Source organism: Hominimerdicola intestinalis (assembly GCF_054655215.1).
On sequence record NZ_BAAHNZ010000009.1, the window covers coordinates 37,871 to 55,872 of the forward strand.

The 18,002-nt window shown below is 43.2% G+C and carries 17 protein-coding genes; 2 read left to right on the plus strand and 15 right to left on the minus strand.

The features are described 5' to 3' along the window. Window positions 1-101 precede the first annotated feature (101 nt). The 15 genes from ACYQ0H_RS08780 to ACYQ0H_RS08850 all read right to left on the minus strand — a co-directional run bounded on the left by ACYQ0H_RS08780 (window position 102) and on the right by ACYQ0H_RS08850 (window position 12,455). Complete coding sequence (locus tag ACYQ0H_RS08780; protein WP_459812473.1) at window positions 102-929, minus strand: phosphatidate cytidylyltransferase; 828 nt, start codon at window positions 927-929, stop codon at window positions 102-104. 48 nt (window positions 930-977) lie between these two features. Beyond that, the gene (locus tag ACYQ0H_RS08785) at window positions 978-1,709 is read right to left on the minus strand and encodes an isoprenyl transferase (RefSeq protein WP_459812474.1); all 732 of its coding nucleotides are present in this window, start codon (window positions 1,707-1,709) and stop codon (window positions 978-980) included. A gap of 14 nt (window positions 1,710-1,723) precedes the next feature. Next, entirely contained in the window at window positions 1,724-2,278 is a 555-nt protein-coding gene (gene frr / locus ACYQ0H_RS08790) for a ribosome recycling factor (RefSeq protein ID WP_459812475.1), read from the minus strand. Window positions 2,279-2,348: 70 nt separating this feature from the next. Further along, window positions 2,349-3,053: a UMP kinase gene (pyrH, locus tag ACYQ0H_RS08795; protein ID WP_459812476.1), complete on the minus strand. Its 705-nt coding sequence runs from the start codon at window positions 3,051-3,053 to the stop codon at window positions 2,349-2,351. Window positions 3,054-3,239: 186 nt separating this feature from the next. Further along, a complete protein-coding gene (locus ACYQ0H_RS08800) occupies window positions 3,240-3,635 on the minus strand; it encodes a secondary thiamine-phosphate synthase enzyme YjbQ (protein ID WP_459812477.1) in 396 nt (131 codons plus the stop codon). 18 nt (window positions 3,636-3,653) lie between these two features. Continuing rightward, window positions 3,654-4,664: an NAD(P)H-dependent glycerol-3-phosphate dehydrogenase gene (locus ACYQ0H_RS08805; RefSeq protein WP_459812478.1), complete on the minus strand. Its 1,011-nt coding sequence runs from the start codon at window positions 4,662-4,664 to the stop codon at window positions 3,654-3,656. Between the two features lie 20 nt (window positions 4,665-4,684). Next, the gene (gene plsY, locus ACYQ0H_RS08810; protein ID WP_459812479.1) at window positions 4,685-5,377 is read right to left on the minus strand and encodes a glycerol-3-phosphate 1-O-acyltransferase PlsY; all 693 of its coding nucleotides are present in this window, start codon (window positions 5,375-5,377) and stop codon (window positions 4,685-4,687) included. A gap of 11 nt (window positions 5,378-5,388) precedes the next feature. After that, window positions 5,389-6,720 (minus strand): ribosome biogenesis GTPase Der, encoded by a 1,332-nt coding sequence (gene der / locus ACYQ0H_RS08815; RefSeq protein WP_459812480.1) that lies wholly within the window; start codon window positions 6,718-6,720, stop codon window positions 5,389-5,391. A 51-nt stretch (window positions 6,721-6,771) separates the two neighbouring features. After that, a complete protein-coding gene (locus ACYQ0H_RS08820; protein ID WP_459812481.1) occupies window positions 6,772-8,076 on the minus strand; it encodes a DUF512 domain-containing protein in 1,305 nt (434 codons plus the stop codon). Between the two features lie 134 nt (window positions 8,077-8,210). Next, window positions 8,211-8,393, minus strand: a complete 183-nt coding sequence (gene rpmF / locus ACYQ0H_RS08825) for a 50S ribosomal protein L32 (RefSeq protein ID WP_124098734.1) — start codon at window positions 8,391-8,393, stop codon at window positions 8,211-8,213. Window positions 8,394-8,434: 41 nt separating this feature from the next. Then, complete coding sequence (locus tag ACYQ0H_RS08830) at window positions 8,435-8,881, minus strand: YceD family protein (protein WP_459812482.1); 447 nt, start codon at window positions 8,879-8,881, stop codon at window positions 8,435-8,437. A gap of 81 nt (window positions 8,882-8,962) precedes the next feature. After that, the gene (locus ACYQ0H_RS08835) at window positions 8,963-9,367 is read right to left on the minus strand and encodes a hypothetical protein (RefSeq protein WP_459812483.1); all 405 of its coding nucleotides are present in this window, start codon (window positions 9,365-9,367) and stop codon (window positions 8,963-8,965) included. Window positions 9,368-9,429: 62 nt separating this feature from the next. Next, window positions 9,430-10,761: a glucose-6-phosphate isomerase gene (locus ACYQ0H_RS08840; RefSeq protein ID WP_459812484.1), complete on the minus strand. Its 1,332-nt coding sequence runs from the start codon at window positions 10,759-10,761 to the stop codon at window positions 9,430-9,432. A gap of 116 nt (window positions 10,762-10,877) precedes the next feature. Further along, window positions 10,878-12,074 carry a D-alanyl-D-alanine carboxypeptidase family protein gene (locus ACYQ0H_RS08845; protein WP_459812485.1) on the minus strand — a complete coding sequence of 399 codons (1,197 nt, stop codon included), beginning with the start codon at window positions 12,072-12,074 and terminating at the stop codon, window positions 10,878-10,880. 150 nt (window positions 12,075-12,224) lie between these two features. Then, window positions 12,225-12,455 carry an HPr family phosphocarrier protein gene (locus ACYQ0H_RS08850; protein WP_459812486.1) on the minus strand — a complete coding sequence of 77 codons (231 nt, stop codon included), beginning with the start codon at window positions 12,453-12,455 and terminating at the stop codon, window positions 12,225-12,227. Window positions 12,456-12,711: 256 nt separating this feature from the next. Between ACYQ0H_RS08850 and mtaB the strand changes: the two genes are divergently transcribed. Both mtaB and ACYQ0H_RS08860 read left to right on the plus strand, forming a co-directional pair. Next, the gene (gene mtaB, locus ACYQ0H_RS08855; RefSeq protein WP_459812487.1) at window positions 12,712-14,028 is read left to right on the plus strand and encodes a tRNA (N(6)-L-threonylcarbamoyladenosine(37)-C(2))-methylthiotransferase MtaB; all 1,317 of its coding nucleotides are present in this window, start codon (window positions 12,712-12,714) and stop codon (window positions 14,026-14,028) included. A 157-nt stretch (window positions 14,029-14,185) separates the two neighbouring features. After that, the gene (locus ACYQ0H_RS08860; RefSeq protein WP_459812488.1) at window positions 14,186-17,929 is read left to right on the plus strand and encodes a phosphoribosylformylglycinamidine synthase; all 3,744 of its coding nucleotides are present in this window, start codon (window positions 14,186-14,188) and stop codon (window positions 17,927-17,929) included. The last annotated feature ends 73 nt before the right edge of the window (window positions 17,930-18,002 follow it).

Sequence of the window (18,002 nt, forward strand, 5' to 3'; positions counted from 1 at the left end):
AACAGATGAATGAAGCTTTTTAAACGCTCAATAGGGGTAGTCCGATAAAACGTTACGTTTTGATCTGCCCGCCCCTATTATTATATCCGAGTTTTATATTATTAAATTATAAGTCCCTGTGTAAACATATAATACATAAAAGGCGCCGCAAGCAAAACGCTGTCAAAGCGATCCAGAACTCCTCCGTGTCCAGGCATTATATTTCCGAAATCCTTAATTCCGCACTGACGCTTGATAAGCGACGCTGTAAGATCGCCCACAAGCCCGAAAAGCGCACAGCCTATTCCAGCAAGGAATACCATTATGTAATTGACCGATTCGCCCTTAAGCACAAAATCGTAAAACAGGCTTATGATAATAAGTAGGATACCGCTGCTCAGAACACCGCCAATAACTCCCTCTACAGTCTTTTTAGGACTTATATTGGGGCAAAGCGGAGTTTTTCCGAAATATGTTCCCGCAAAATACGCACCTGAATCCGCAAGCCATGCTCCGGCAAGAGTAAGCACCAGCATAAATACGCCCGTCTTTCCGAATGAAGACATATATAGAAGCGTATTCATGGAATAAGTTATAAGCATAGTTACTCCGGTCATAAAAAACAGCTCGGTAAACTTTAATTTATTATATGACCTCAGATACAGCAGCAGCATTACAAGAATAAACAGTCCGAAATAAAATCTGTTATTGATAAATGTCAGCCAGCCGTGCCTGTGAAAGACCCGCATAAAAGCGTCCAGAAAAGCATATCCGTAGCACAGATATGACTGGATCTTATATTGCTCAAACTTAGAAGCCTTAAATATTTCATATATAATAGCTACTGAAATAAAAGCAATCGCAATATTAAAAACAAAAGTATTATGAAGTATGAGCAGTATTACCGCTGCCGCGACTGCAATAGCAGCCGAAATGATTCTTGTATACATTAATCAACCCCAACCTTTCTGCAATAAAAAAGCATTACACCCGTTAAATCAAATTCCGCCGAATCTTCGGCTTCTCTCGCTGTAGGCTATTACAGCGTTTTCAAAATCCTTCTTTGAAAAATCAGGCCACAATATATTGGTAAAATAATATTCAGCATAAGCCGACTGCCAAATCAGAAAGTTTGAAAGCCTCTGCTCTCCGCTCGGTCTGATTATAAGATCCACATCGGGAATCTCCTTGGTATACAGGCGGCTACGAATAAGCTGCTGATCTATATCTCCGAGATCCAGTTCTCCTCTTTTTACATCTTCCGCAATTTCCCTTACCGCATTGGTTATTTCATCTCTTCCGCCGTAATTGATTGCCAGAATAAGCGTCATGGAATCAAAATGCTTTGAATCCTCCTCAACGTTCAGCATTTTCTGCTGAAGCCTGGGATTCAGCATTGATCTGTCACCGATAAAACGTACCCTTATATTCTCTTCAATAAAATCTCTTACCTCGTCCAGATATTTTTCAAACAGCTCCATTATGGAGTTTACCTCGTCCGCAGGGCGCTTCCAGTTTTCAGTTGAAAAAGCATAAAAGGTAATGTATTTTATTCCGATAGCTTTAGCGTGTCTGGTGATCGTCCTGAAATTCTTCGCTCCCTCACGGTGTCCGTACTTTCTGGGCATTCCCCGTTTTTTAGCCCATCTTCCGTTGCCGTCCATAATTACGCCGACATGAACAGGAACCTTTACTCCGCTTCCCAATATACCTGTTATATTTTCAGACATCTTAGTTTACCGTACTAAATCGACAACACTTCGGCTTCCTTTTCGGAAACGTGAGCATCAACCTTTTTAACATATTTATCGGTGAGATTCTGTATCTGCTCTTCGCAGTCTTTAAGATCATCTTCGGTTATCTCGTTATTTTTCTTCATAGCCTTGTATTTTTCCATAGCGTCGCGTCTGATCGAACGAATAGCTACTTTTGTTTCCTCTCCGGCTTTCTTTACATCCTTAACTATCTTCTTTCTGTCCTCCTCCGTAAGCTGAGGGAAAGTCATACGCAATACAGATCCGTCGTTCTGAGGATTTATACCTATATCGGACGCCTGAATAGCCTTTTCTATCTGATTGATAGTAGATTTATCCCATGGCTGAATAACAAGTACCCGAGCTTCGGAAACAGAGATCGCCGCCATCTGATTTACAGGCGTAGGCGCTCCGTAATAATCAACTCTTATCTTATCAAGTACCGCAGGATTTGCACGTCCGGCTCTTACAGCCGCAAAATCCGCAAGCATTACATTTACTGATTTCTCCATTTTTTCCTTTGCCTTTTCTCTTATTTCTTTCATAATATTCATTCCTTTCAGGTATTTATGCAAATGCATTTCAGATGAAGAGGTATTTGATTTTCAGATAATATTATCTAACGACCGTTCCTATATTTTCTCCCATACAAGCGTCATATATATTGTCCGGCCTTGCCAGATCGAAAACAAGGATCGGTATATTGTTATCCTTGCACATAGCTGCAGCGGTAGAATCCATTACCGCAAGATCTTTTGATAAAATATCGTTAAAGCTGAGCGTATTGTATTTTACAGCGTCGGAATACTTGTGAGGATCCTTATCGTATACTCCGTCCACCATAGTTGCTTTAAAGAATATATCAGCTTCGATCTCGGCGGCTCTCAGAGCGGCGGCGGTATCTGTGGAGAAAAACGGGTTTCCTGTTCCGCAGCCGAAAATAACTACCCTGCCCTTTTCAAAGTGTCTCATTGCTTTGTTTCTTATATAAGGCTCGGCTACCTGAGGCATAGAAATTGCAGTCTGAACTCTTATTTCAAGTCCGCAGTTCTCCAATGCGTCTGCAACCGCCAGTGCGTTCATTGCAGTGGCAAGCATACCGATATGATCGGCTCTTGTTCTGTCCATAGCGCCGCTGGAGCGTCCTCTCCAGAAATTGCCGCCTCCAACAACAATGCCTACCTCAACGCCTGCGTCAACACACTTTTTTATGCTCTCTCCGAAAGAAGTCATAACCTTGTAATCAAGACCGGTTTTCTTATCTCCGGCGAGGGCTTCACCGCTTAATTTAAGAAGAATACGCTTGTACTTAGGTTCCATAAAAAGCACTCCTTATTATAAAATGATTATAAACTTTACATAATTACTCATATTAAAAGTATACAATATTTAATGGCAAATGTAAAGTAGTTTTAAAAATAATTTTAAGAATAACAGCAGCCGTCAGCAAAAAAGCCTTTGTGAAATAAACCATTGCCCAGCTTATTTCCCAAAGACTTTTCAAGTCTATCCTTTAATTATCTTTACAAAAAATCTGCGTGTCCTCGGACCGTCAAATTCCGCAAAATAAATTCCCTGCCATGTACCGAGCATAAGTCTGTTATCCTCTATGATTACAGTTTCCGAAGCACCGATACAGCCGGATTTCAGATGTGCCGCCGAATTACCCTCTGCATGACGGAACTGAGGTCTGTCCGGAAATGTTTTGTCAAGCGCATACAGAAGATCAGTTACTACGTCGGGATCGGCATTTTCGTTTATTGTTATACCCGCCGTGGTATGAGGACAATAAACTACGGCGATTCCGTCAGAAACTCCCGACTCAATTACAGCCTGCCTTACATAGCTCGTTATATTATAGAAATTCTCCCGATCGGTATGAAGCGTAAAATTATAAACCATAATAAAATCTCCGTAAGATCACTTTTTCCCGAGAAACTCAGATTCAGTTTCGTTTTTCGATGGTCTGTCCATAAGTGCGGATATTGCTTCTATAGCCTTTCCGTTCTCGAAAAGCACCTTATAAAGCTGTTCGGTAATAGGCATTTCTATACCGATTTTTTTTGCCAGCTCATATGCGTTTCTTGTACAGGTATAACCCTCTACTGTTCCTACGCGCTCTACTGCCTCTTCAGGAGATATTCCCTGACCGATAAGTATACCTGCACGCCTATTTCTGCTGTGCATAGAACAGCAGGTAACGATAAGATCGCCTATTCCGCTCAATCCGCCGAAGGTCTCTGGCTTAGCCCCCATTGCCGAGCCAAGAACCGAAATTTCTCTGATCCCTCTTGTCATAAGCGCCGCTTTGGTATTGTCGCCCATTCCAAGTCCGTCGCATACTCCTGCGGCAAGAGCGATAATATTTTTTAGAGAACCGCCCAGCTCACAGCCGAGAACATCGTCGTTTACATAGATCCTGAACGTACGGTTAGAAAGCGCATTCTGAACATAATATGAAACCTCACGGTCCGGAGAGGCTACTACTATCGTAGTAGGGATCCCCCTGGCTATCTCCTCAGCATGAGAAGGACCAGTAAGTATCGCATATCTGTTATGCGGAAAAGCTTCCTCCATTACCTGACTCATAGTTTTAAGAGTACCCGCCTCCAGTCCTTTAGCAGTATTTACGATAATTGAAGACTCATCTGCATATTCAGCCGCGCTCTCGCATACGCTGCGGCAGAAAGCGGTAGGTATTCCCATAATGATCATATCCTTGCCCCTTACGCAAGAAATATCTGTCGTAAGCGCAACAGCTTCCGGAATCTTTACTCCCGGCAGCTTTACCTTTAACTCTCCGGTTCTTTTTATAGTGTCGATCTCGTCCTGAAACTTAGACCATAAAGTAACAGTATGCCCTGCGCTGCTGCACATAACTGCCAGTGAAATTCCGAATCCTCCCGAACCAAGTATAGCTATATCCGCCATAAGTCAAACCCCCGTTTTATTTACTTTGAACCGCCGTTCTTATTCTGCGTCTTATCGTTTTTTGCGCTTTTGAAACTGAATTTATTTTCAGTTCCTTCTCTCAGCCTTTTAATATTAGGCTTATGCATATATGTAATAAGGAAAGCTATCGCCAGCCCCATCAGCATATTCTGCCAAGCTCCGTCTATATGCCTTAACGACTGAGTAAGGATAGTAAAAAGCGGATAAGAAAAAGCGGCAATAATAGACCCTACCGAAACATATTTTGTAATAATTACAACTACAGCAAAAGTAGATACTGCAAAAAGACAGGTCAGAGGGTCAATCGCTATAAGAGTAGTTGCGGCAACAAGCACTCCTTTTCCTCCGTGAAAACCGTAGAATACCGGAAAAATATGTCCCAGCATAACTGCAATTCCGGCTACATAGCCGATAAACCTATCGTTATTGAAAAAGGTCACGTCAAAAGCATATGTTACAATGATCCTGCATACCAGAACAGCACATACGCCTTTCGCTAAATCAAATAAAAGCGTAGCCGCCGCCGGACCCTTTCCGAATACTCTGAGAACATTTGTAAGACCGGCGTTATTTGAACCGTAATCTCTTATATCAGCTTTCTTCCATATTTTACATACCGTTATTGCAGAATTTACGCTGCCTAGCAAATAAGAAAACACGAGCGTAAAAGCAATACTCAGAAAATAATCCATAGGTATCCCCCTTATTTTACATCATTTCTGTCGCGCTCCCGTACCTTGATAACAATAGGAGTGCCGTCAAGGGCAAAGGTTTCCCTTATTTGATTTTCAATATATCTCTGATAGGAAAAATGAAACAGATCAGCTCTGTTGACAAACGCCACAAATGTAGGAGGCTTTGTAGAAGCCTGAGTCATATAATATATTTTCAGTCGTCTGCCCTTATCGGACGGCGGCTGAACTCTTGAGGTAGCATATGACAGCACATCATTGAGTCTTCCTGTAGGGATCCTTACTGCGTTCTGCTGAGCGACATACTTTATCATTTCAAAAAGCTTATTCATACGGAGTCCCGTTTTAGCTGAAATAAATACAAAGGGAACATAGCTCATAAAGCTAAAATCATCTGTTAGCTTTTTTCTAAACTCGTCCATCGTATTGGTTTCCTTTTCAACTGCGTCCCACTTATTAACGGCAACAACACAGCCCTTGCCTTTTTCATGCGCATAGCCGGCTACCTTTGAATCCTGCTCAGTAAAACCGACTGTAGCGTCGATTACTATTACCGCAACGTCAGCTCTGTCAACAGCCATGTAAGACCTTAAAACACTGTATTTTTCAATACTGTCCAGCACCTTTGACCTTCGCCTTATACCTGCAGTATCTATAAATACAAATTTTCCTTCTTCATTTTCAATATAGGTATCCGTTGCATCACGGGTAGTTCCTGCAATATCGGAAACAATTACTCTTTCCTCGCCGCATATCTTATTGATAATAGAGGACTTTCCGACATTAGGCTTTCCGATAACGGCAACCCTTATCGTATCCTCGCCGTAATCCTCTTCATTTTCCTGCGGAAGATATTTAAGGACCTCGTCAAGCAGATCTCCTGTACCGTGACCGTGAACGGACGAAACTGCAACAGGCTCTCCCAGTCCCAGATTGTAAAATTCATAGAACTCAACCGGCGGTTCGCCTACGCTGTCGCATTTATTGACGCACAAAACTATCGGCTTTCCGGACTTCTGAAGCATTGCCGCTACATCAAGATCGTTTGCCGTAACTCCGCTTCTCATATCGGCAACAAGTATTATTACGTCCGCCTTTGTTATGGCAAGCTCAGCCTGCCGCCTCATCTGCGAAAGAATAATATCGTCGGAATCAGGTTCTATTCCGCCTGTATCTACCAGCATGAATTCATGGCCAAGCCACTCACATTTTGAATATATCCTGTCGCGGGTAACACCCGGAGTATCCTCTACAATTGAAAGCTTCTGCCCGATAAGCTTATTGAAAAGCGTGGACTTTCCAACGTTTGGACGTCCTACAATTGCAACTACCGGCAATGACATTCTATCATCTCCTAACTTATATAAAAAGACCCGAAGTCTTGTATGCTCTGTTCAGTACGATATACCGAGAATTTTATCCAGATATTCATAGCCGTCGTTTGCACAGGCAGCAACCCTTATCCCCAGTTTATTCTCTACATCGTCAACAGTCAGATCGTCAAGAAAAACCGGCTCGTCAGATTTCAGCATGACCTTCGGAATAATAAGCTCATCTCCCAGATCTGTCCCGCTTAGCTGAGCTATCAGATCGCCTGCCGTAACAAGTCCCGCAACGGTAATAGTTTCCCCGAAAAAGTAATTAATAATCCCTTTGACCTGTATTTCAAGCTGCGGAAATCTGCTCATTATCATTTCAGCCAGTTTTCTGTGAAAGCCTTCCGCCGCCTTTCCGGTAGCTAAAGTAACCTTTCTGGACGGAATATCCTCGCTGCATTCCTCCAGGGCCTGAAAAAGCTCGTCATGCAAAGAACGCAGAAGTCCCACGCCGTTTTCATACTGAGGATAATCCTCGTAAAATCCGGCAGGAGGCAGAGATCTATCCGCCAAAAGATAAAATTCGTCCGCAGGAAAAACCATTCTCGTTCCGTATTTTTCAAGACATTTCTCCTGTCTGCTGACGATAATATCAATTACATTACCGGCGCCCTCTTTGTCAAAGCAGCTCAGCGGATAAAGTCCGCTGCGGAACTTTGTAATCCCTACGGGAACAACGGCTACCGACTGGATATTGGGCATAAGATCAGTCAGATCGTCAAGCGTCCGCTCAAGCTCAGCTCCGTCGTTTATACCCGGACAGCAGACTATCTGACAGTTCATCATCAGACCGCTGTCCGCCATCATTTTCAGATATTTCAGCTTTTCTCCTGCAAAACGATTATTCATCATTCTGCATCTAAGCTCAGGATTGGTGGTATGAACAGAAACATTGATATTAAGGCGCATATCTATTATTCTCTGTATATCCTTATCATTGAGATTAGTCAGAGTAACGTAATTTCCCTGAAGAAAAGAAAGCCGTGCGTCGTCGTCCTTGAAATAAAGCGTTTCCCTCATGCCAGGCGGCATCTGATCTATAAAGCAGAAAATGCATTTGTTACAGCACGAGCGCTTATCGTCCATAAGAAATGAAGCGAACTCCATGCCGAGGTCGTCGTATTCAGACTTTACAACTACCTTTTTGATCTTCTCATTGCCTTTTTCAAGCAGAAGCTCCGTTCTTTCCTCCGCCGAGTAAAACATATAGTCCAGGACATCGTTTATTTCATGTCCGTTTATACTTATAAGCCTTTCTCCTTTTCTGATTCCGGAGCGGAACGCCGGACTATGCTTTACAACGCCTGTGATTTCAACCGACATAGAATTTCTGCCTTTCTTTAACTTCATATACGCAAAAAGCAGAGAAGGACGCGAATCCTCCTCTGCCCTCAAAGCTCCGCTATAAAAATAGCAGAGGTAAAGCCGCTATTAAACAGCCGATAACCGAAGAAGAATTAAGCCTCCTTCTTGATTACCTCCACACCCTTATAGTATCCGCAATTCTTGCAAACCTTATGCGGTGCGGTAAGCTCTCCGCAGTTAGAGCATCTGCTGAGCGCAGGCGCATTCAATTTCCATACAGCCGAACGTCTTTTATCACGTCTTGCTTTGGAAACCTTTCTCTTTGGTACTGCCATTTTGGCACCTCCTCTTATGGAAAATAGATAATGCTGCTATATCAAGAGCAGTTACATTCGCCCTCGTTTAAATCATGTCCGCAAACGTAACACAAACCCCTGCAGTCTTCCCTGCAAAGAATCTTTGTAGGCAGCTGTAACAGCAAATCTGAAATAGCTAATTCATTTACATCGAGAGTATTGTTTTCACAGACGATATATTCATCGTTCTGCGTATTTGCGCTTTGCACAAGGATATGTGAAAATTCAAACGAATACCCGCGATCAAACTCCTTAAGACATCTGTCGCACACATGGCTAAGTGTAAAAGTACACTTAAACCTTACGGTTACTACTCCCGCACGGTTCTGAGCCTGTCCGCATACAGACAGCGGTGTTACAAATTCAGCGCTGAACTGTGCTTCATTGATCTCGTCAGGAGATATTTCAAAGGAAAAATCCCTGATCTCTCCGTCAATATCAAAAAGCTGCTTCAACTGTAAAATCATAATAACACCTCAAATATCACAAACTCCATTATAACTCCTGCCGTGGAATTTGTCAATACTTTTTTTTCGTTTATAAGAAAATTATTTGATAAATGCCTTTACCTTTGAAGGAAGCTCTTCAACATCGGCAGATACCGTAAATACTATTTTTACGTCCTTTGCAAGCATTGCTACCTTTTCGATCATTGCACCGAAAGCGTCGTAATCCTTTCCGCCGATCTTAAGGATACCGTCAACAAAGACCTCCTGAATATCATAGTTTCCTGCAAGCATTCCCGCAACAAAGCCATAAAAAGCGTCAAAGCTGTTGATACCGTATTCCTCGGCGTCAACAAGTCTTACCTTATGAGGAATATCATAGGTAAGCTTCATTCCTCTCTCTATGCAAACAACGTCGCCGGTAGCCTTTTCGGCAGATTCTTTGATAGCGTCTACCAATATCTTAGTTTTGCCTGTTCCTTTTTTTCCAGGTATCAGATTAATCATAATAAATCTCCATTCTGTCCTGTCGGACTTTTATTTTAGAACGCCGGAGCGCTCATAATCCCTTAGTAAAGCTTTGCTTCAAGCTCCGCCTTCTGCGACTCATATCCCGGCTTACCCAGCAACGCGAACATATTCTTCTTATAGCTTTCAACTCCGGGCTGATTAAAAGGATTTACTCCGAGCATATAGCCTGAGATCGCACACGCCTTTTCAAAAAAGTATACTATTTCTCCGAAGTTTTCCTCGTCAAGAGCGTCGACTTCAAGAACGATATTCGGAACTCCTCCCTCAGTATGAGCAAGAATAGTACCCTGAAACGCCTTCCTGTTTACAACTGACATATTCTGATCTGTAAGGAAGTTAAGACCGTCAAGATTATCCTTATCGTCCTCAAGGAACAGATCGTTCTTGGGCGACTTTACATCTACAACAGTTTCAAACATAACCCTCGAGCCGTCCTGAATAAACTGGCCAAGCGAATGAAGATCGGTAGAGAAGGTCGCTGACGACGGGAAAATTCCCTTATTGTCCTTGCCCTCGCTCTCGCCGTAAAGCTGCTTCCACCATTCGTTCATCATAGTAAAGCTCGGATCGTATGTAATAAGCATTTCAACGCTCTTACCCTTATTGTAAAGAATATTTCTAAGCGCCGCATAGGTATAGCAGTCGTTTCCGTCGTCCTCTGAATACTTATCCATTGCCGAGCGGGCTCCCGCCATGATTTTATCAATATCACAGCCGGCAACTGCTATAGGCAGAAGTCCTACCGCTGTAAGCACTGAAAAGCGTCCGCCTACATCGTCGGGGATAACAAAAGTTTCATAGCCCTCAGCGTCGGAAAGCTCTTTCAGCGTACCCTTAGACTTATCGGTAGTAGCAAATATCCTTGTCTTTGCCTCTTCCTTGCCGTATTTATCCTCTACCAGCTTTTTAAAGATCCTGAAAGCCAGCGCAGGCTCGGTAGTCGTTCCGGATTTTGAAATAACGTTAACGCATATATCCCTGCCCTCGCAAATCGAAAGCACCTCGTTAAGATAATCCGGACTGATATTATTTCCTACGAAATATATATCAGGAGTGTCCTTTTTCAGATTGTTGTAAAAAGGCGATCTGAGAAGCTCGATCGCTGCTCTTGCACCCAGGTAGGAACCGCCGATACCGATAACGATAAGAATGTCAGCTTTTCCCTTAATGCGCTGAGCGGCAGCTTTTATACGCTCAAACTCTTCCCTGTCATAATCCTCAGGGAGCCTTACCCATCCGAGAAAATCGTTTCCCAAACCGGATCTGTCAGCAAGAGTTCTGTGCGCCGCGCTTACAACGGGAGCTATAGCCTCCAGCTCATGTTCGCCGATAAACGGAGCGAGATACTTTGAGTTCAGTTTTATACCCACTATCAGTCAAATCCTTTCCATACTTAGCTATGATAAATTATACAATATTTTTGTGAATTTTTCAAGGGGTTTAGTGAGCAAGCTTCTTTTTTGTGCAATTACTACAACAAACTGCATTAAATATTCAGCAAATTCAACAAAACTTTTTTAAGAGCAAACACAAATCCTATTTTTTCAACAGCTGTTTCAGATACAATACTGCCTTCAATAATTTTTTCACCGTCAAGAGTAAAATTTATTTTTCCCAGCGCCTGACCCTTACTGACAGGAGCGTCAATATTCTCTGCTTTTGTAAATTCACATTCTACTGACGGATAAGAGCCTTTAGGTATTATAACCGGATCGGCGTTTTCCGTAGCTACTGCTGTTTCCATCTCTTCGCCTCCGTTGACCCTTATCTTTTCATAAACCTCATCGGGGATCTCAGGAGTATAGATTTCAAATGAACCAAAAGCTCCGTCCAGAGCCTTTTTTCCATCTGAAAACTTTGCGTCGTCTGAAGAACATCCAAGAAGCACTGCGCAGACCGACATATCGCTTCTTGATGACGATACTGCAAGACATTCACCGCTTTCTGAAGAAGCACAGGATTTCAGTCCGGTAACGCCCTTATAAGTTCTTATCATTCGGTTTGTGCTGACAAGCTCTGTTTCCTGACTGCGCACTTTATCTATCCAAGTTGTCAAATAAGGCGTAAGAAAATCATATTTCAATATCTCACACGACAAAACGGCTGTATCCCCGGCAGTCGATACAGTATTTTCACTTATTCCTGTACAATCGGCATATACGGTATTGCTCATTCCAAGCTGCAGCGCCTTTTCGTTCATAAGCGAAACAAAAGACTCCTCGCTTCCTGCAATTTTTTCAGCAAGCGCAACACAGGCGTCGTTTGCATTTCCTATAGTTATTGACTTCAACAGCTCTTCTACGGTTATTTTTTCTCCGACGTTGAGCCATATCTGAGTTCCGCTCATAGAATTTGCATGAGCGGAAACCGTTACCGTGTCGTTCTCAGACAGCTCCCCGCAGCTGATCTTTTCCGCAGCTATCAGTATCGTCATTAGCTTAGCCAGATGAGATACGCTTCTCTTCTCGTCCGAATTTATCTGTGCAAGCACCGTTCTTGTTTTTGTTTCGATAACAACAGCAGACTCCGCTGATATTCCGTCGAGAATACCGCTTTCCGCCGGAGAATACGCCTGATACGCTTCATTGCTGCGTCGGTCTCCGTCGGCAAATGCAGAAAGCGAGAAAGCCGTCAGAAAAACGGCGGATATTACAGTAAGAACAGCCTTTTTATAAATATTCATAGAACCCCTGCCTCCAATGTTTTTACTAATTATTATTCAGCAAGTCCAGAAAATATTATAAACGCTGTGAAAATATAAAAATATCAGCAGACTGCCGCAATAGCACTCTGCTGATTATCCGCTCTGACGGGTCAATTCTAAATAATATAATTACTCAACGATAAACTCTTTGATCTCTCCGAAGAATTTATCAGCGTTGTCCGTATGCGCAACCAACTGAATAGGATTTGAAAGATCAAGGCTGAAAATACCCATAATTGACTTGGCGTCAACTGCATATCTTCCCGAAGCAAGATCCACATCAAAATCATACATGGAAACAACGCTTACAAACTTTTTCACCGCAGCAATAGAATCGAGCATGATCTTAGTCTTTTTCATAAAAACTCCTCCTTAAAAGGCCGGTTAAAACCCTGCCTGTTTTTTGTCAGCTAACGTTGCAGAAATTACCTTTCTACATTATTTATTATAAGCATTTTTCCCGAAAAGTCAATAATTATTTGCAAAAAAAATTCAAATATAGTATAATAGTCAATAACGGCATTACCTCAAAATGCTTTTTGTGCATTATTAACAATATGTACTATTTAATTTTGTGCATAAGTAATATTAAAGTAAACCAAGGAAAAGAATTAATATGAAGATCTTTTATTATACCTTCGGCTGTAAAGTCAATCAGTACGAAACCGAAAATATCAGAGAGCAGTTTGAAAAGCTGGGACACTGCACCTCGGAAAACATTGCTCAGGCAGATGTATGCGTGATAAATACCTGTACCGTTACCGCCCAGTCGGATTCCAAGTGCCTGCAGCTTATACGGAGGATACGCAAGGAAAACCCTCTTTGCGTTCTGGCTGTATCAGGCTGCATGACGCAGGCTTATCCGCAGCTGTCGGAAAAGCTGAGCGAATGTGATATTATTGTCGGCTCGGGTAACAAGACCCGAATACCTGAAATGGTTTTTCAGTTTATTTCAGACGGCACAAGGATAGTCGAAATACCTGAGCATAAGCTTCATGAAAAAATCGAAGCAATGTCCAATTGCTCCGTTGAATCAAAAACCAGAGCCTATATCAAAATTCAAGATGGCTGCGATATGGGCTGTACCTACTGTATTATACCTAAGGCAAGAGGACACATACGCTCAAAGCCGATCGCAGAGCTTATTTCAGAGGTCACGGCGCTTGTAACTTTCGGTCATAAGGAAATTATACTTACCGGAATAAATCTCTGCTGCTACGGACGTGACTTTTCAGACGGAACGCGGCTTATTGACGCTATTGAAGCCGCCTGCTCGGTTTCGGGGGATTTCAGAGTAAGACTCGGTTCGATGGAGCCTGAGATGATCTCTGACGGGGATATTGTGCGCATGAGCAGACTTGAAAAGCTTTGTCCTCAGTTTCATTTATCGCTGCAAAGCGGCTGCGACAAGACGCTGAAGGCAATGAACCGCCGCTACAGCAGCGAGGAATACGCTGTACTTTGTCAAAAACTCCGAAAGCATTTTCCGGGCTGCGCTATAACTACCGATATTATGGTAGGATTTCCGCAGGAAACAGATCAAGATTTTGCCGAGTCACTTGCATTTGCAAAAAAAATATCTTTTGCCGACGCACATATTTTTCCGTATTCCAGACGTTTCGGAACAGCCGCAGACAAGCTGAGCGATCAGATCGGCAATAATATTAAAAAGCTGCGCGCGGCTCAGATGACAGAGGTATGCGCCGAATCCAGGCGATCGTATCTCTCCGATCAGACAGGTACGATCCAGCGCGTTCTTTTTGAAAAAGAGACCTCAGCCGATTATCATCAGGGGCATACCGCAGGCTATGTTATTGTCAGAGTCCCACGGAAATCCTCAGATATAAGCCTGAAGCGGCAGTTTTTCGACGTTGAGATAATCTCCTCGGAAGATAATTGCTGTACGGGACGTATAATTTCACCTGACGACTAAATTTTAGTCGGCTGTATACAGTTTTCTTTCTATTATATTCCTTGTAATTAAACAAATTCTGAACTTTTAATAAGCTTTATGATATAATTCCTAATCAGTTGACAAAATGAGAAATAATGTAGTATAATTAAAATATCTGATGTAAGGAGATGTATTTATGTCCGTTTATAGAATTTATGTTGAAAAGAAGCCTGAATTTGCTGTTGAGGCTAAATCGATCATAGCAGACATCAAATCTGCACTGGGCCTTGAAAATTTAAAAGACCTGCGTGTTATCAACCGCTATGACGCTGAGGGTATGTCTGCGGAGGATTTCAGGCTTGCTGTTCCGGTAGTTTTTTCAGAACCTGCGGTCGATGTAACATACGACTGTCTTCCGGAGCTTTCCGATAACGAATATATTTTTGCGGTAGAATATCTGCCTGGTCAGTTTGACCAGAGAGCAGATTCCTGCGCTCAGTGTATTTCCCTGCTTACCGGCGGAAAGCGTCCGGCGGTAAAATCAGCCACGATCTACATTGCCGTGGGCAATCTCGCTCCCGATGAGCTAGACAAAATAAAAGGCTACATGATAAACCCTGTTGAATCCCGCGAAGCTAAGCTGGATACCTTTGATACCCTTGACGTGAAATACGATATCCCGACCAAGGTAGATACCGTCGAGGGCTTCATTTATTCAACTGAAGACGACCTTAAAGCAATGCTCGGTGAACTGGGTCTTGCAATGGATCTTGACGACATAAAATTCTGTCAGGCATATTTCCGCGATACCGAAAAGCGCAATCCTACGATCACCGAGATCAGAATGATAGATACCTACTGGTCAGATCACTGCCGCCATACTACGTTTTCCACTATTGTTGACGAGGTTGACATCGACGACAACGCACAGTATATTTCCGATACGTTTACAGACTATCTCAATGCAAGAAAAGACCTGTATGCAGGCAGAACGGACAAGCCTATAACTCTGATGGATCTTGCAGTTATCGGCGCTAAAAAGCTTAAAAAAGAAGGACTCCTCGACGATCTGGACGAAAGCGAAGAGATAAACGCCTGTTCCGTCAAGATCAAAGTTGATGTTGACGGCATTGATGAAGACTGGCTGCTGATGTTCAAAAATGAAACTCACAATCACCCTACCGAAATCGAGCCTTTCGGAGGCGCCGCTACCTGCCTTGGAGGCGCTATCAGAGATCCGCTTTCCGGACGCTCCTACGTTTATCAGGCAATGAGAGTTACAGGAGCGGGAAATCCCCTTGTTCCCGTTGAAGACACGATCACGGGAAAGCTTCCGCAGAGAAAAATTGTCGTAGGCGCTGCAAACGGATATTCCTCTTACGGAAATCAGATTGGACTTGCAACAGGTCACGTTACTGAAATCTATCACCCGGGCTATGTTGCAAAGAGAATGGAGATAGGCGCAGTTATAGGCGCTGCTCCCGCTTCAAATGTACGCCGTGAAAGGCCTGTAGCAGGAGATGTAGTTATACTTCTCGGAGGAAAAACAGGACGTGACGGCTGCGGCGGAGCAACAGGCTCTTCAAAATCACACACGCTCCATTCGCTCGAATCCTGCGGAGCTGAGGTACAGAAGGGTAATGCACCCGAGGAAAGAAAGCTTCAGAGACTGTTCAGGAATCCTGAGGTTACTGCTATGATAAAGCGCTGCAACGACTTCGGTGCAGGCGGAGTTTCAGTTGCTATCGGAGAGCTTACAGACGGTCTTGTGATCGAGCTTGACGCTGTTCCTAAAAAATACGACGGTCTTGACGGAACTGAGCTTGCTATTTCCGAATCGCAGGAAAGAATGGCGGTAGTTATAGCAAAGGAAGATATTGAAAAATTCATGAACGAGGCTTCAAAGGAAAACCTTGAAGCTACACTGGTCGCAAGAGTTACGGAAGAACCGAGACTTAGAATGAACTGGAACGGTAACCGAATAGTAGATCTTTCGCGTGAATTCCTTAATTCAAACGGCGCGGAAAAGCATACGACAATTAAAATCGACGCCCCTGTTTTCGCACCTGACAGCAGCTCGGAGGATACTGCCGACAGATGGGAAGCTATGATCTCAAATCTCAATATATGTTCACAGAAAGGACTTGTTGAGCGCTTCGACTCGACTATAGGCGCAGGAACTGTGCTTATGCCTTACGGCGGAAAGTATCAGAATACTCCAACGCAGGCAATGGCGGCTAAAATCCCGGTACTCAGCGGCGAGACTACAACAGCTTCTCTTATGGCTTGGGGGTTCAATCCGTTTCTTTCATCTATCAGTCCGTATCACGGAGCAATTTCAGCAGTAGTTGAATCTATTTCAAAGATAGTTGCTTCGGGAGGAACCTATGAAAAATGCTGGCTGACTTTCCAGGAATACTTTGAAAGAACACAGAATAACCCTAAGCGCTGGGGCAAGCCTTTCGCTGCCCTTCTGGGAGCATATAAGGCTCAGCTTGAAATGGGCTGCGGCTCTATCGGAGGAAAAGATTCAATGTCCGGAACATTCGAGGAAATAGATGTTCCTCCTACGCTCGTTTCTTTCGCTGTTTCGACCGCTAAGACCGAAAATATAATCTCACAGGAATTCAAGAATACAAATTCAACCGTAATATATATAAAGCCTGAATACGATGAAAACAATATAGTTGACTTCGATTCGCTGAAAAAGGTTTTCAAAACCGTCGAAAAGTTAATTTCAGAGGGCAAAGCGGCTGCCTGCTGGTCGGTTTCCTACGGAGGAATTTCAGAAGCCGTTGCTAAAATGGCAATGGGAAACAAGATAGGCTTCAGATTTGCCGAAGACTGCAGCGCCGAGGAGCTGTTCAGAGCCTGCTACGGTTCATTTGTGATCGAGCTTTCAGAGGGTATAAATACCGAGAACGCAGAACTTTCAGACAATTCTTATAAACTTCTTGGATTTACGACGGAAGAATACTCTGTAAAAACAAGCAGGTATACAGTAGATATGAACAGGCTTGAAAAGCTCTGGTCCGAAAAGCTTGAGCCGGTATTTCCCGCTAAAATAAAAGAGCCTGATTATACACCTAAAACCTACACCTATAACGCTGAAAACCGTCCTGCTCCTGCAATAAAGGTTGCAAAGCCTAAGGTGCTTATACCTGTATTCCCGGGAACGAACTGCGAATACGACAGCGCACGGGCTTTTGAAAAGGCAGGAGCGGAGGCTGATATATTTGTTGTAAGAAATCTCAGCGCTGAAGCTATTTCAGAATCAGTCGCAGCTATGGAAGAAAAGATAAAAGAATCTCAGATATTAATGCTGCCGGGCGGATTCTCAGGCGGCGACGAGCCTGACGGTTCAGGAAAGTTTATTGTTTCATTCCTGAGAAATCCACGTCTTACCGACGCAATTCACGACCTGCTGAAAAACCGCGACGGACTTATGCTTGGTATCTGCAACGGCTTCCAGGCACTTGTTAAGCTTGGTCTTGTGCCTTACGGCGAGATCGTAGATATGAGAAGCGATTCTCCTACGCTTACGTTCAATACAATTCACCGTCATCAGTCAAAAATGGTCAATACCAGAATAGCTTCAAACAAATCACCGTGGCTTGCCTCATGCAATGCGGGAGATATTCACAGCATTGCTATTTCACACGGCGAAGGTCGCTTTGTTGCTACAGAACAGGAAATTGCAAGAATGGCTGAAAACGGGCAGATCGCAACACAGTATGTCGATTTTGACGGCAATCCTACCCTTGATATTCACTGTAATCCTAATACTTCAATTGACGCGATTGAAGGAATCACCTCTCCTGACGGAAGAGTTCTCGGAAAAATGGGCCACTCAGAACGTAAAGGCAGCGGCGTTTGCATTAATGTTCCAGGGGAAAAGGATCAGCAGATATTTGAAAACGGCGTTAGATACTTTAAATAAAAATAAATTTAACTATCTATTTAAATTAAAGGGGCGGAATTTTCTCCGCCCTTATTATTTTAATATAAGGAGT